Source organism: Pseudomonas sp. JQ36, from assembly GCF_053851495.1.
Genome location: NZ_CM132642.1, coordinates 2,544,630 through 2,558,922, shown reverse-complemented (window position 1 = coordinate 2,558,922; position 14,293 = coordinate 2,544,630). Strand labels below are relative to the sequence as shown.

General features: G+C 61.9%; 12 protein-coding genes. 1 reads left to right on the top strand and 11 read right to left on the bottom strand.

All coding sequences use genetic code 11. The features are described 5' to 3' along the window. Positions 1-329 precede the first annotated feature (329 nt). A complete protein-coding gene (locus ACS4NR_RS11290; protein ID WP_456020130.1) occupies positions 330-1,136 on the top strand; it encodes a class I SAM-dependent methyltransferase in 807 nt (268 codons plus the stop codon). A 137-nt stretch (positions 1,137-1,273) separates the two neighbouring features. Here ACS4NR_RS11290 and ACS4NR_RS11285 read toward each other — a convergent pair whose 3' ends face one another. From ACS4NR_RS11285 to ACS4NR_RS11235, 11 genes are all read right to left on the bottom strand, one after another. Further along, positions 1,274-1,966, bottom strand: coding sequence for a GNAT family N-acetyltransferase (locus ACS4NR_RS11285; RefSeq protein ID WP_095136676.1), 693 nt, complete (start codon positions 1,964-1,966; stop codon positions 1,274-1,276). After that, on the bottom strand, positions 1,963-3,153 hold the full coding sequence (locus tag ACS4NR_RS11280) for a GNAT family N-acetyltransferase (RefSeq protein ID WP_456020129.1): 1,191 nt from the start codon (positions 3,151-3,153) through the stop codon (positions 1,963-1,965). The genes ACS4NR_RS11285 and ACS4NR_RS11280 overlap by 4 nt, the downstream gene beginning before the upstream one ends. A gap of 4 nt (positions 3,154-3,157) precedes the next feature. Beyond that, on the bottom strand, positions 3,158-3,847 hold the full coding sequence (locus tag ACS4NR_RS11275; RefSeq protein WP_456020128.1) for an N-acetyltransferase: 690 nt from the start codon (positions 3,845-3,847) through the stop codon (positions 3,158-3,160). Positions 3,848-3,908: 61 nt separating this feature from the next. After that, entirely contained in the window at positions 3,909-5,828 is a 1,920-nt protein-coding gene (locus tag ACS4NR_RS11270; protein ID WP_456020127.1) for a hypothetical protein, read from the bottom strand. Beyond that, positions 5,825-7,132, bottom strand: coding sequence for a lipopolysaccharide biosynthesis protein (locus ACS4NR_RS11265; protein ID WP_456020126.1), 1,308 nt, complete (start codon positions 7,130-7,132; stop codon positions 5,825-5,827). Before ACS4NR_RS11265 ends, ACS4NR_RS11270 begins: the two co-directional genes overlap by 4 nt. Continuing rightward, on the bottom strand, positions 7,129-8,130 hold the full coding sequence (locus ACS4NR_RS11260; protein WP_456020125.1) for a polysaccharide deacetylase family protein: 1,002 nt from the start codon (positions 8,128-8,130) through the stop codon (positions 7,129-7,131). Before ACS4NR_RS11260 ends, ACS4NR_RS11265 begins: the two co-directional genes overlap by 4 nt. A gap of 13 nt (positions 8,131-8,143) precedes the next feature. Then, positions 8,144-9,280: a glycosyltransferase gene (locus tag ACS4NR_RS11255; RefSeq protein ID WP_115987028.1), complete on the bottom strand. Its 1,137-nt coding sequence runs from the start codon at positions 9,278-9,280 to the stop codon at positions 8,144-8,146. Then, on the bottom strand, positions 9,273-10,241 hold the full coding sequence (locus ACS4NR_RS11250) for a glycosyltransferase family 2 protein (protein ID WP_456020124.1): 969 nt from the start codon (positions 10,239-10,241) through the stop codon (positions 9,273-9,275). Before ACS4NR_RS11250 ends, ACS4NR_RS11255 begins: the two co-directional genes overlap by 8 nt. Continuing rightward, complete coding sequence (locus ACS4NR_RS11245) at positions 10,238-11,605, bottom strand: O-antigen ligase family protein (protein ID WP_456020123.1); 1,368 nt, start codon at positions 11,603-11,605, stop codon at positions 10,238-10,240. Before ACS4NR_RS11245 ends, ACS4NR_RS11250 begins: the two co-directional genes overlap by 4 nt. Continuing rightward, positions 11,602-12,693, bottom strand: a complete 1,092-nt coding sequence (locus tag ACS4NR_RS11240) for a glycosyltransferase family 4 protein (protein WP_456020122.1) — start codon at positions 12,691-12,693, stop codon at positions 11,602-11,604. The genes ACS4NR_RS11245 and ACS4NR_RS11240 overlap by 4 nt, the downstream gene beginning before the upstream one ends. Then, the gene (locus ACS4NR_RS11235) at positions 12,690-14,279 is read right to left on the bottom strand and encodes a GumC family protein (protein ID WP_095136666.1); all 1,590 of its coding nucleotides are present in this window, start codon (positions 14,277-14,279) and stop codon (positions 12,690-12,692) included. Before ACS4NR_RS11235 ends, ACS4NR_RS11240 begins: the two co-directional genes overlap by 4 nt. Positions 14,280-14,293: the final 14 nt, after the last annotated feature.

Below are 14,293 nucleotides of genomic sequence, written 5' to 3'. Positions count from 1 at the left end.
TCCATGCTGACGGATACACCGCCTTCGCGAGCAAGCCCGCTCCCACAGGTTTTGTGGCGTGTGCATGAAACCTTGTGGGAGCTTTTTGCAGCGATGAGGCCGGGTCGCAAAAAGCTCTACGAAGCCGCCGCATTACCCCCTGTGGGAGCGGGCTTGCTCGCGAAAGCGTCCTGTCAGCCAACATCTCCGTTGCCTGACTCACCGCCTTCGCGAGCAAGCCCGCTCCCACAATGGCACTGTGGGTTGGCTTACAAGTTTGCAACAACCCGAATTGCCGGGCTGTTCTAGACTCGGGGCCGCTCAATCACGAGCATCGCCCGGAGTGCGCCATGGAAGTGCCCAACAATAAAACCGCCATCGACAGCAATCGACAGGCGTGGAACGATTCCGCTCGCCATCACCGTGAATCAGCGGAATGGCAAGCGCTGTTGAACGACGTGTCGAAGGCTGATTTCTCCTGTCTCGACGACACCTTGCGTGGCGTGCTGGAGCAGGTCGGCGTCGACGGCAAAGAGCTGATTCAACTCGGTTGCAACAACGGTCGCGAAAGCCTGTCGCTGTTTGCCCTCGGCGCGCGCAGTGTGGTCGGCGTCGATCAATCGGAGGCATTTCTCGAACAGGCCCGCGAGTTGAACCAGCGCTCGCCACACAACGCCGAATTCATCGAAAGCGATATCCATCACCTGCCAGCGTCATTACATAGCCGCTTCGACGTGGCGCTGATCACCATCGGCGTGCTGAACTGGATGCCCGACATCGGCGAGTTCTTTCGCCACGTGGCGTTGACCCTGAAACCGGGCGGCAAACTGGTGATCTACGAAACCCATCCGTTTCTGGAAATGGTCGACCCTGAAGGCGAAGATCCGTACCGCCTCGCCAGCTCCTACTTCCGCGCCGAGCCGTTTGTGCAGGAAGAGCCGATTGTCTACGTCGGCAAGGTTGAGCAGCAGGCGGCAAAGTCCTACTGGTTTGTGCACACCCTCGGCGCCATTTTCAGCGGCGCCATCGCGGCCGGTCTGAACATCGCGCACTTCAAGGAATATGCGCATTCGAACCGGGAAGAGGTGTACGACCAGTACCTGAATCAGTCAGCGCAAATGCCGCTGTGCTTCACCCTGGTCGCCAGCAAGGCCTGAATGGTTGACCGCGACAACCGGCCTCTTCGCGAGCAAGCCCGCTCCCACATTGGATCTGCGTCATACATAAATCCATTGTGGGAGCGGGCTTGCTCGCGAAGGCTGCATCATTGACACCACAACCTTTCAAATGTGAATCACGCCTGTGCCGCCGCACTCACTGCCGGCCGTTCCGGTTTGCGCAGCAGTTCCAGGCGGGAGCCGTCGTAGCGGGTTTCGCGGAAGAACCGCCAGTGCCCGAACAGGTCGTAAACATGCGTGATCCGCCCTTGTTCCTGATAGCCCAGGCGTATATGCATCTTCAGGGCCTGAATATTGGCGCCGTCGCAGATATCCACCACTTTTTTGTAGCCTCGGGCAGCCATGACTTGCCACAGTGCGGTCTGAGCATCGACGGTCAGGCTACTGCCGAAATAGTGCCGGGTAATTTCGGCACCGAACTGGAAGTATTCACCGGGCTTGACCGGGAACGTGCAGCGGTAGAAGTGGCGGTCGTAATAGTCGCGAGTGCTGGCCCAGACGAACCCGACGGTGTCATCGTCCTGATCCAGGTACATGTGCCCCGTATGCCCTTCAGTGGCCAACTCGGCCATGGTCTGCACGCGGTCACCGAAGTACTTGCTGAAAGCCTTGGCGTTTTGCGCGGTGATGTCGACTCTGCGCAAACCTTCACAGGGGCGCAGTTTGTTTGGGGCAATCGGCGTGACCAGGTCGCGGTCCATCCACAGCAATTCGCGGTGAGCGAAGACGTAACGTTTCCACAGCGCGCCCAAGGTGCGGCGCAGGCCTTTTTGTTTGATGCGCAGAAGCAGACTATCGATGATGCTCATGATGCCCTCCGAGGCGCTAGCCCAGGTGTGGTGGGTGGTGTTGCCGGTTGAATGTCGGATGTGTTCGCCGCTGGCGAGTTGCCGGCACGCTGGGCGCGCCATTTTTGCAGGAGCGGTTTGACGTGGTGCCAAAGGCGTAGCCCCAGGCCCAGCAGCAAGCCGCTGGGGCGCCACGAGTAGAAACTCCAGCGCCAATGTTCCAGTTGCCCGGTCATGCGTTCGTGCAGTTGATGGCTGGAGTTTTCCAGGCTGACCCGCGACGCATCGATCCAGCGCCAGTGCTCATCCAGCCCCCAGCGAATCCATTCCTCCAGCAACACCCGGCCGCTACCGAGGTCGGCGTACTGCGGCACAAACGCCAGGTTGTAATCGTAGAGCCGGCCCTGTTCGAGCAGACCGAGGCGATAGCTGATGCAGCGGCCGTCCAGTTCGAGCATCACCACGCGTACCAGGCCTTGGCCGGCGAGCGCGGTGAAGGCGAGTTCGATCCATTGGCGAGTGCGCGGCGTGGCGAAAATCCCCACGCCTTCATCGCCTTTCCAACTCACCGCTTCGACTTCGCCGAGGGTCTGCAGCAAGGCGCCCATGTTCAGCGCATCCGGAGTGATCCGGCGTATCTGCGCACCGCAGGCGGCAATCCGTTTGCGCGCCCGACGCAACTTGTAGCGCGGGTCGCCAGAGACTTCCTGATGATCGGCGTCGCTGATCAGATGCACCGGCACCCGGCAACTCAGGCGTCGTTCAGCCGTGGAACTGCGCGCCATCCATTCGGTGAGCGCACTTTCTTCACCGGCAGGTTCCGACAGTTCGTTGAGTTGCAGCAGCGCATGGGGCAGATGTTCACGGATCAGCAGCAGCGCCTTGTGCATGTCTTCGCTGCCGAGCAACGACAGCAGCGCGAGGCGATCGGCCATTGGATAACCCAAGTGATGCAAAACGCGAAACGGCACGCCAGCGAAGCGTTCGCGGCTGGCCACCAGTGGCAGGCACAGCAGTAATTGCCCGGCGTCCCAGCCGAGCAGAACCTGCAGACGCTGATCCTCGCCCAGGGCCTGCTCTGCTGCGCACAGCCAGCCAAGGCTGTTGAACGGCGTGTGGTCGGCCACACGCAGGCGCAGTGCCTCGTAGGCTGTTGCCGGGAAGTCGGCAGCGCACAGGGACGTGCGCCATTCGAATCGCATCACCATGGGTTCAGGCCGCCGTTGCTGGGACAGATGGACGGGAAGGTTTACCAAGCGCCGCCAGACGCGAGCCGCTGTAGCGGGTTTCGCGGTAGAAGCGCCAGCGGCCGAACAGCGTGTAGATATTCATGATCCGCTGTTGTTCGGTATAGCCCATGCGTAGGTGCAGCTTGAGCGCCGGGGTGTTGCTTGCGTCACAGACATCGACCACTTTGCGGCAGCCTTGGGCGGCCATGGCTTTCCACAGGAGCACTTGCACATCGACTGACAATTCGCTGCCCCAGTAGGCGCGGGTCATTTCACCACCGAATTCGAAGAACTCGCCGGGTTTCACCGGGAACCGGCAACCGTAGTAATGCCGATCGACATAATCGCGTGGCGTGCCCCAGATAAACGCCACGGCATCGCCTTGCTCGTCGATATGCATGTGCCCGGTGTGACCTTCACTGGCCAGCTCGGCCATGACGCCGACACGGTCGCCGAAGTAGCGGGTGAAGGCGCTGGCGTTGTCTGCGGTGATCTCCATTACGCGCAGCGGCGGGTAGGGTTTGAGGCTGTGCGGCGGCACGGGGCTGACCAGATCGCGCTCCATCCACAACAGTTCCTGATGGGCAAAAATGTACATTCTGCGGATCTTCGCCAAGGTCGCTCGCAGGCCTTTACGACGGATATGTCCGCTGAGTTTTCGTAAAATATCCATACTTACTTCTCCTGATGAAGATGCCACGCGCAGCATTACGCTCGCAGGGCAGAAGGGCGGTTCATGACGCGCTCCAGTTCAGGGCAAACAGGGTTTGCCCCGGTAATTCGAAACGCACGCGCCCGTTTTCGCAGGCAAACGGTGCGTCGCGGCTGCGATTGTCGGCACCAAAGAAACGCAGGGCACCGGGGTTTGGCGGGCACCTGGCGCCGCTCAGCTCAACGCGTTGCAGGCGCGTGCCTTTGTTCACCCCGAGCAATGCGCGCTGCTCGTCGCCGGCCATCGCCAGGACATCCACCTCAAAAGCGTCGTTATCCAGTTGCAGCACTTGCGGCAGCCAATGCCCGGCGATGAATTGCTGGGCAAGGCCCACGGGTTTGAGCTCGAAGCGACCATCGTCATGGATGCGCACCATGCCCTTGCCGTAGGGCGGTTCGTCGGCGGCCTGAAACCAGTTGAGCATGCTCAGCAGGCCATCCTGAGAGGCGTTGATCACTACCGAGGCCCACCACAGCGCGGCGTAATGGGTTTCCTGATCGTAGGGGCTCAGGGCTGAGCCACTGGACAGATTGGTCTGATCCAGCAGCAACGCTTTGCGTGGCTGCCCTTTGGCGTCCAGCCCCACCAGATCGGCGGCGCGGCGCACGCTGTCGCGGTAGACCCGGGTTGCGAGCAGGTCGCGGATCATCCATTCGTGCCAGGCCAATGCGTCGACCTGATCGGCGGACTCGCCGAGCAGTCGCCGGGCCCAGTCAATGCCGCGCTTGTCCGCTGCGTTGTCGGTGAACGGCCCGTTGACCAGCCGTGAGCTGGCCGGCATTGCGATGCGCACGCCTGCCTTGGCGTTGGCCGGGTCGCTGCGCACCTGCCGCGCCATGCTGCTGAAGATCGCCCGGAATTGTTCGTAGCTTGAATAGTTGAGGTTGGGCTCGTCGGCGAAACCGATGTAATGCGTGCCTTTGCCACCCAGGGCGCGGGTGCCGGCGAGCCAGGCGTCGAGGCCGCTGTTGCTCTGCACATCGGCGCGCAGATCGGCCTGACGCCCGGTGCCGGCCAGCAGGGTGATGTCCTGGCGAATGCCGAAGCGATTTTGATAAAGCTCACGGAACGCGTCTTCGAAATGCGGATTCTTCGAGGTGACGTCAACGAAGCTGTAGTAACTGGCTGCCCCCGGCTTCAGCGCATCCAGCAAGGCATGACTGGCGGGTGGCGGCACGAGGTACGGCAGAGCAATGCCCAGATCCGGCGTGCGGCCGAGAATTTTGTCGTGCAGGGTCAAATGCGTTTGCCCCGGATCTTCGCGCACGGGCTGCAACTGCTGCGGATTTTGCGCAAACAGATTGGCCGTGCCGTCGAGCCAGAAGGCCGCTTTGCCAGTGCCGCGCAGACGCAGGCGCCAGACTTGTTCCTGCTGGCTGACCGGCAGGGCGACCTGATCGAATTGCCAATAGGCACGATAGGGTTTCAGTGCCAGCGTCAGCGTTTGCTGATCGCCGACCCGTTGTGCCTGCAAACCGCTGACGCCGCCATGAAACTTGCCGGCCAGCACCGCGCGCTCGCCGGCGGCTACTTTGAAATACAACTCGTCGCCGTTACGCGCTTCGGCGCTGAAATGCACCTTGGCCGGGGCGAACAGCGCCACGGTTTTTTCGTCATGTTCAATCCGATAACCACGAAAGCTATAGCCGGGAATTTCCAGGCGACTGCTGGCAGCCCCGGGCCGCAAAGTCCAGCTCTGCGAACCGCGGGTCTCGCTGGCTTTGATCAGCCGTTCGCTCTGCAGCTTGCCCTGACCATCGAGCAGATAAATACGCTCTTCATTGGCCTCGGCCTGCCATGCCGGCACCCATCGCACTGTCACGGTGTCCGGGCGATCCGTTTGCAGATACAGACTGCCGTCGCGGATATCGCCCCAGTGCATCGGCGCCGCGAAGCCGTTCAGCGTCAGGCCGAGTCCGAACAGCAGGGCCAGGCGTTTCATGCTGCCTTCCGACGTTGCAACATCAACCACATCGGGCTGATGTCGCCGGGCAGGATGATCAAGGTTTGCCAGAACGGCACGTCGCTCAAGCGGCAATAAAGCACCAGCATCGCTACCGTCACCGCCAGATAGGCGATTGATGAAGCCGCCGCTGCACCGACAATGCCGAAGGCCGGAATCAACAGCAGATTCAGCGCCAAGTTGAGCACAGCGCCGATGCCCATCAGCAACGACACCGTGCCGGGGCGATCCTTGCCGATCAGATCCAGACGCAGAATGCTCGCATAGCACAGGCCCAGCAGGCCGGGCAGCAACGCGAGCAGCGCCGGATACGTCGGTTGATACGCTGCGCCGAACAGCGTGACGATCAACCATTCGCCGATCACTGCCATGGCCAGGCAGGCGCCGAGCATCACCGTGGCGGTCAGGCGCAGCGCCAGCGGCGTGACCTTGTCCATGCCTTTGTCCTGTTGCAGCAGTCGCTTCATCAGCGGTGTGGTGACCGCTTCCGGAACGATCAGCAACAGTTCGGCGGCAGCGCTGGCCATGGCGTAGTGGCCGAGCGCGGTACTGCCCAGCAGGGCGCCGATAAACAAGTAGTCGGAGCGCAGAATGATCTGTTGAAACAGCAGATCCGGATGGCTGCGCGCACTGAAGCGCAGCAGCTCGTTCTGGCTCGCACGATCCCATTGCAGTTGCAGCGGCTGTGCGCGTTTGAGCCACATCCAGCCCACCAGCACCACCAGGCTGATGCCGGCCAGCCAACTGATCAGCGCCGCTTCGAGTGCTGCCTGTTTCCACATCCAGAACAGCGCAAGAAACAGCAGCAGCGGCGCCAGGGATTCGATCAGACGCAGCACATTGAATGCGACCACGCCGCCCGACGCGTTGTGCAAGGTCAGCAGTCCGCTCTTGAGCACGGTCAGCGGCACCGCCAGCAGCAACAGCCACGCGAGCAGGCCGAGCTGCATCGTGACATCGAGTTCGCTGCCAAATTCTCGCGCCAGCGCGACCACCAGCAAGGTCAGCAGCCCGGCCAGGAAACAACCGAACACCAATACCTGGGCGAGCAACAAGCCCATCGGCCGCTGATTGGCCGCTTGGTACCCGACTGCCGAATTCAGGCCGCCGCTGGTCGCCGCGCTGATCAGATCCGGCAGGGTACTGAGCAGGGCGAACAAGCCGCGTTCACTCGGGCCGAGAATCCGCGCCAGCAACACGTTGCGCAGCAGGCGCAAGGCGATCATCGCCAGTTTGGTGCCCATGCTCAGGGCCAGATGCTTGAGGTAGCTACCGCGACTCATGGCCGTGCCCCGCGAAAGATCCGTAACGACAGCAGTTCAGGGTTGCGTGCGGTACGTTGGCTGACGCCGAAGCGCGGCAGGTTCAACGGGTCGCCGACGCCGCGATAAAGGCCACTGGTCGTGCCGAGGGCAAACGCATAATCGTGATTGGCGACCTGCTCGCGCACGTGCTCATCGTTGTCGCCGTTGGGGTAGCAATACACCGGCAGTGGCCGATTGCAGCCGTTGTGCAAGGCATCGCGGCTGCGGCTGATTTCTTCGCGCAGACGCACTGCATCGAGTTCGGTAAGGATCGCGTGGCTGGCGCCATGTGGGCCGAAACGCACCAGCCCGGACGCTTCCATGGCGCGCACCTGGTGCCAGTCCAGGGCTTGCGGCAAGGATTCCGGCGGACATTCATCGGTCAGCCGTTCAAGTGCCTGCGGTTCGAGACGCTTCAAGCCTTGCAGGTAATGCAGCAGCGCCAGGCTGCGCCGGTCGACATCGATATCGTCAAGCAGCACCGGCAGTGGATGACCGGTGATCCGCAGGTACTCGATCAGATGCATGCGTGCCTTTTCGCCATGGCTGCCCCACAGCGTTTCGCCCACGCTTTCCCACCAGAAGCGTTGCCGACTGCCAATGAAATCCGTGGAGAGAAAAATGCTCGCCGGCACCTGGTGTTTCTGCAACAGCGGATAGGCGTTGACCGCGTTGTCACGCCAGCCGTCATCGAACGTCAGCGCCACCCGAGGGCGCTCGGTGCGCAGGGCGCTGGGCTGCAGCAACTCCATCAGCGGCACGCAATCGAAATGTTTGCGCAGCCACACCAGCAGGTGTTCGAACGCTTGCGGGCCGACGCACAGTTCATTGCGGTGCGGCAGGCTGGCCGCGCGGTCGTTGGCCAGCACCCGGTGGAGCATCAGAATGACCCCGGCCCCGTGCAACTGGTTGCGCCCCACTGGCGAGTTGAGATAGAGCCAGCCGCTGGTGCGTTTTATCAGTTGTTTGATCGCCATGGCTTGAGTCCTCTCAACGATTCTGGTCAGGATTCCACTGTGCGTAACGTTGCCCGCGCAAGAACTGCCACAGGCCGACGCTCATGCCTGCCAGCGTCACCAGCAGAAACGCCGCGAGGCGGAACGGTTTGGGCAAACGGTGTTGCGAATCCAGCAGACCGACGATGGCCAGCCCGTAGCCGATCAGTTGCGCGATCAGGCTCAGGCGATAGAAACCGTGTTCGTTCCACAGCCAGAAATTGCTCAGCAGCAGCGGCAGCAAGAGCACCGGCGCCAGTCGACGGATCAGCTTGTGGCTGATCAAGGCGATCGAATACAGGCCGTGCTTGAATGGATTGAGCAGTTCGCTGCGTTGCGCCAGGCTCTGCAGGCCGCCGACGGTGACCCGCTGGCGGCGCCGCCATTGCTTGTCCGCTGCGTCGACGCCCTGGTCGATCACCTGCGCCTGGGGGACGTAAACGATGCGTTTGTGCGCGACCGGCGCGCAGGTACTGATGAAGAAATCGTCGTTGACCTCGGCCGGCACGTTCTGGAACAGCTCGCGGCGCAAGGCGAGCAGGGCGCCGTCGGCGGAGACCATACAGCCGGTGCGATTCTCGACCCGGCGCAACCAGCCTTCATAATGCCGATAGAGGCTGTCGCCGATGCTCAAGCCGCCACCGGTGACCGGGATCACCATGTGCCCGGCGCAGGCACCGACCTGCGGATCGCTCAACGGCGCGAGCAAATGGCCGAGGGTGTCGCGCGACCATTGGTTGTCGGCGTCGGTGAACACCAGAATGTCGCCGCTGCTCACGGCGACGCCGGCATTAAGTGTGGCGGCCTTGCCCTGCCGCGGAAGGTCGAGGACGGTGATGCGCGGATCAAGCACTTTGTGCGCGCAGGCCACGGTGTCATCGCTCGAACCGTCGCTGGCGAGAATGATCTGCAGCGTCGCCGGCTGATAATCCTGCGCCAGCAGCGTGCGCAGCTTGTGCTCGATGTGGCGCGCCTCGTTGTGCGCGGCGATGACGATGCTGACGTTCAGCGGCGGTGCCGGTGCGTGCCGCCAGGCCGGGAACAGTGGCGCGAGCAAGGTCAGCAGCAGCGGATAGCCGATGTAGGCGTACGCCGGCAGCACAAGGCACAGGCAAAATATGAATTCAGCCACGGGCGGGCCTCCTGGCGTTCCAATGACACAGACCGAGAAGCAATGCCGCGCTGGCCAGGTGCAGGCGCACCCAGTGCAGGCCCCAGAGTTGCAAGGTCAGGTTGACGTTATGCTGGCGAATGCTTTGCCGTACGCTGAGCAACAGACTCGGCAGCAGGCTCAGCAACAGCAGCAGCAATGCTTGCTGCGCATAACCCGCAAGCAATGCAATCACCGCCAGCGCATCGAGCACCCACACCAGCAATGACAGCAACGGAAAACGCAGCAGCCGCAGGCTCATGCCGTGGGCGCGGAGTAATTGCAGGTGGCTGCCCTGGCGCCACAGTTCCTTGCCGATCCATTCACGCCAGGTCATTTCATAGCCCCAATGCAGGGCTACGCTGGAGTTGACCGACAGCAAGCGCGCGCCGTGTCCGCTCAGACGCAGGGTGTACTCCTTGTCCTCACCGGTGCGCAGGGTTTCGTTGAAACCGCCGACACTGTCGAACCACTGCTTGCGCATCAGCAGGTTGGCACTGGGCAGCCATTGCACGGCGCGAGCGGCGCGGGTCGACGGACGCAAAGAGCGGCGCTGCCACGCGTCGGCGTACCATGGCGCGGCGGCCGGGGTGTGCAGATCAAGACCGAAGACGTCGCCCTGACCGCTCGCAGCCAGGGCAAACAACGGGTTCAGCCAGTCTTCGGGCATTTCGATATCGGCATCGATGAACGCCAGCCATTCACCGCTGGCAACCGTTGCGCCACGATTGCGCAACGCGCCGATCAGCAGCCCGGGCAGCACCAGAACCTGTGCGCCGAATGCGCGGGCGATCCGTGGGCCGTCATCGGTGGAGCCGTTGTCGACGACAATCAGTTCGCAGTCGATGTCGGCGACGTTCGCGGCTTTGCGCGCGGCCAGGAGGGTGCGGCCGATGTGCCGGGCCTCGTTGTACATCGGAATGACGATGCTGATCCGGCTCATGCCCTGGCCTCCGTCAGCGGTGCCTGCTCGGCTTTCAGGCGCAGCACCCAGGTCAGCGCCAGCATGATCCACAGGTACTTCAGGTTCGGCGCGCTGAGAAACATCAGAAACAGCGTCAGCGAGAGAAAACTCATTCCAAGATGAGTCACTACGTCCGCGTGCTGCCACTCGCGCCGTTGCAGCCACGCACGTCGTGCGCGGATCAGGTTGTAGAAACCCTGCACGAGCATGCCGACAAACAACAGACCGGCAGGAATGCCCAGTTCGCTGAAAATCTCCAGATACGTGTTATGCGCCCGGCGATACAGATCGCCGATCTTGCGGTTGGCCGAGAACGCCTTGGCATACCCGGTGGTTGCGTAGTGCAACGGGAAGGTCCCGGGGCCGGAACCGAGCAGCGGATGCTCGCGGATGATCTGGCTGCCGACGACAATGTAGGAGGCGCGACGGCCAAGGGACTCATCCTGCGCCTTGGCCCCGGCGCTCAAGATACTCAGCGACTGGATGCGCGCCAGATAACCGGCAGGCATTGCATAAATCGCCAGTGGCAGCACGATGGCGGCGCCGAGCATGGCGAATCCGAAATGCCGGGGACGGATGCGATTGAGGTGCTGGCGGTAATGCCAGACCCCGATCGCCAGACTCAAGGCCAGTACCACCAGGCCTGAGCGCGACTCGGTTTTGGTCATGCCGCCGAGCAGCAAAAGGCAGCAGCCAGCCCAGAACAATCGGTGCAGCAGGTTCGGGCTGCGAATCACCAGCAGCAGGCCCAGCGGCACGGCGAAGGCGATCAGCAGAGCAAAGGCATTCGGGTCTTCGAGCAGGCCGGCGGCGCGGCCCTTGTCCTGGAACCGGCTGGAAAACATCGCCATCGCGCAGGTCGTGCTGACGCTGAGCGTGACCAGTCGGGCGAACAGATCGAGGTTCAACTCGCGGCCGATCAACAAGGTGATCACGAACAGAATCAGCCCCACGCTCAGTTCCCGCAGATGACCCTGTGACATGCCCAGGTTGTCGGAGGCGAGCAGGCTGAGAAAGTACAGCGCCATGAAACCGATCAGGTAGCGCCACAGATTGCTGCGCAGGCGCTGCGCTGGAATCTGATGCAATGCCAGTTGCAACATCAGAATCAGCGCCAGCGAAACACCGAGCAATTTGCTCCCGGACACCAGGCTGTCCTTGAAGAACCCTTCAAACGGCACCAGCGCGGCAATGCCAAGCAGGCCCCAGGACGGTTTGCGGTACAGCACCGTGAAACCCAGCAGCCCCAGCACCGCCCCCGGCGCCAGATACGGATAAGGACTGACCAGCAAAGCCATGCAGACCAGTGCCAGCAGGCTGACGATCGAGAGCGGGAAAATCATGCGCGTGCCTCCCGTGCCGTGTGGATGTACAGCTGCGACCAGCGTTCAGCCAAAGCCTTGAGGTCGTAGCGTTCCTGTTGTGTGCGTCTGGCGTTGTCGCGCAGTTGCGCGGCCAGCTTCGGTTCGGCCAGCAACGTGTCGAGCTGACGGGCAAGGGTGACGGTATCGGTCGGTGCGGCGAGCAGGCCGTTGTGGCGGTCCTGCAACACATCGGGAATGCCACCGACCGCGAACGCCACCACCGGCACACCGGCCTGCATCGCTTCGAGCAGAATCATCGGCGTACCCTCGGTGCGCGAGCTGATCACCAGCGCATCGAGTTGCTGCCACCAGCCTTGCATCGCCGTCTGATAGCCCGGCAAGCGAATCCGCTGTTGTAAACCGGCCGCGTCGATGCGCGCCTGCAAAGCCTCACGTTCCGGGCCGTCACCGAGCATCACGGCGTCCAGTTGCGGATGCTGGTGACACAACGCAATCAGTGCATCGAGAAACAGATCCGGGCCTTTCTCGCTGCTCAACCGACCGACGTAACCGGCCAGCCAGCGTTGGCGTTCCAGCGCCGGCGGCATTGCGGGTGCCGCTGGCAAACCGTTGGGAATCACCTGCAACTTCTCCGCCTGCACGCTGGCGTCAAGGTGCAGCGAGGCGATGCTTTGTGCCACGCAGACCACCTGTTTCACCGATGCCGTGCGGCACAGTTGCAGGCTCAGCCAGGTGTAAAACTTCTGCTTGCGACTGCGCGGCGTGAAGCCGTGCTGAGTGATCACCAGAGGCAGGCGCAACAGCGTTGCGCCAACCCAGCCGAACAGCAATCCTTTGAAGTTGTGCGTGTTGAGCAACGGTTGGTCGCCTCGGCGCTGACGCAAGTGGCGCAGCAGTCCGCCGAGCCCGGCACAGCCGCGAGCATCCACCCCGGCCTGGCGAAAACGCTCGATCAGCTCTGGTGGCGCGTCGAGGAACAGCACCTGATGCTGCCCCGGCGTCGCCAGGCAATGATCCAGCAACATCCGCTCGGCTCCGTAGAAGCCGCCGCTGCTGAGCAAATGAATGATCGGCAGCGCGACGCACGGGGTGGACGCCGCGTTCAATTGCGCACCCAGTGAACCAGGCTCGGCATGGTCCAGTTCTTGTGCGGATTGCCGGGCTGCGAGGTTTCTTCGTTGAGCACCATCAGCACTGGCAGGCCGAGTTCATGGCTGATCTGCGCTGGATGCTTGAAGCGGTGATCGAAGAACTCACGCACATAGACAAAGGCAATGGCCAGCAGCAGACCGGTGAGCAGACCGAACGGAATGATCAGCATCGGTTTCGGAAAAGCCGCCTCGGTCGGTTCGTACGGCGGGCTCAAGACCCGGGCATTGGACAGGTCGTTGTCCAGCGCGCGTGTCGTGCTGCTTTCGGCAAAGCGTTGCGCATAGGTTGAAAACGCTGCGTGCAACGCGCCGATCTCGGTGTCCATCTGACGCAGCTTGCTTTGGGTCTGCTGCAATTGATGGATCCGATTCTTGAACTCGGCGATGCGCGCGGTTTTCTGCTCGATCACCTGGCTGACCACCGACAGATCGATCGTGCGTTCCTGGATGCGGTTGTTGACCACTTTGAGGAACTGCTGGCGGGTGCGGGCAATCTGCTCGCGGGCCAGCAACATCGGTTCGCTACCGGGCTGAAAGACCGCGAGGTCATTCATGTAGCGGCTGACCTGAGTGGTCAGCGCCTCGCCCATCTGCCGGATCTCGCGATCCTCGAACGCGATGTTGTCCACCGTCGTGGTGAAGGTGAACGGGAAGGTGTAGTCATTGAGCTTGTTGGTGTTGGCAGCGGCCAGGCTGGATTTCAGGTAATCGAGCCAGCGCTGGCTTTGCAGCAGGCGATCGCGATACAGGTTGAGTGCCTGCTCTTCGGTGTTGATCGCGTTGAGGCGAAAGGTGATTTCCTCTTTCGGATCGGACGAGCCGACGCTTTCCAGCAGACTCAGCCGCGCGCCTTCCAGGCCATCGAGCCGGACCTGATACTGATGCTTTTTGGTCTCGTAGAACGAGTGCGGCAGTTCGATCGACTGCAACGCCTGACGATCGACCAGATAGTTTCGCAGCAGCGTGGACACGAACACCGTGCCCTGGGCCGGATCAGGGAAGCTGTAGACGATCGAGATGACATTGGAACCCGGCAGGGTTTCAATTTTCAGATTGTCGATGGCGTCCTGGGTCAATCCATCCAGTACCGTGTCGCGTACCGGATCGGTTTCCATGCCCAATGCATCACGCAGCGGATTGATCATGTATTCGCGCAGCGGCGTGCTGACGTAACGTTTGAACGGTTCGGCCAGTTTGCTGAGCATCCCCGGCGGCGGGTTGTATTGACCCTGGTCGCGCAGTTCGCTGATGGTCTGACGAATCAGCGCCGGCGAACGGAGGATATTGCTTTCGGTCTCCATGTCCGCCAGCGATGGCGGAATGAAGGTGGCGTTGTCCTGGGTGAGCGAGGTGGTCGCATCGCCCTGGGACAGTTTTTTCGACTGCACGATCACCTGCGCGGTGATATCGAAGCTCTGTTTGAGCAACAGCGGCAGCAACAACGCGATCACTGCAAAGATCAGGAAGATGCGCTTCACCAGTTGCTTGTTGGCGAAGAAAATCCTGAAGAACTCGTGCAGGTAATTTTCTTTTGGGTTCATGTCGTTCACCTGAG

Excerpts from the sequence above, each read along its gene's own strand:
- ACS4NR_RS11265 (WP_456020126.1), bottom strand. The coding sequence starts at position 7,132 with ATGAGTCGCGGTAGCTACCTCAAGCATCTGGCCCTGAGCATGGGCACC.
- ACS4NR_RS11285 (WP_095136676.1), bottom strand. The coding sequence starts at position 1,966 with ATGAGCATCATCGATAGTCTGCTTCTGCGCATCAAACAAAAAGGCCTG.
- ACS4NR_RS11290 (WP_456020130.1), top strand. The coding sequence starts at position 330 with ATGGAAGTGCCCAACAATAAAACCGCCATCGACAGCAATCGACAGGCG.
- ACS4NR_RS11280 (WP_456020129.1), bottom strand. The coding sequence starts at position 3,153 with ATGGTGATGCGATTCGAATGGCGCACGTCCCTGTGCGCTGCCGACTTC.
- ACS4NR_RS11270 (WP_456020127.1), bottom strand. The coding sequence starts at position 5,828 with ATGAAACGCCTGGCCCTGCTGTTCGGACTCGGCCTGACGCTGAACGGC.
- ACS4NR_RS11260 (WP_456020125.1), bottom strand. The coding sequence starts at position 8,130 with ATGGCGATCAAACAACTGATAAAACGCACCAGCGGCTGGCTCTATCTC.
- ACS4NR_RS11235 (WP_095136666.1), bottom strand. The coding sequence starts at position 14,279 with ATGAACCCAAAAGAAAATTACCTGCACGAGTTCTTCAGGATTTTCTTC.
- ACS4NR_RS11250 (WP_456020124.1), bottom strand. The coding sequence starts at position 10,241 with ATGAGCCGGATCAGCATCGTCATTCCGATGTACAACGAGGCCCGGCAC.
- ACS4NR_RS11245 (WP_456020123.1), bottom strand. The coding sequence starts at position 11,605 with ATGATTTTCCCGCTCTCGATCGTCAGCCTGCTGGCACTGGTCTGCATG.
- ACS4NR_RS11275 (WP_456020128.1), bottom strand. The coding sequence starts at position 3,847 with ATGGATATTTTACGAAAACTCAGCGGACATATCCGTCGTAAAGGCCTG.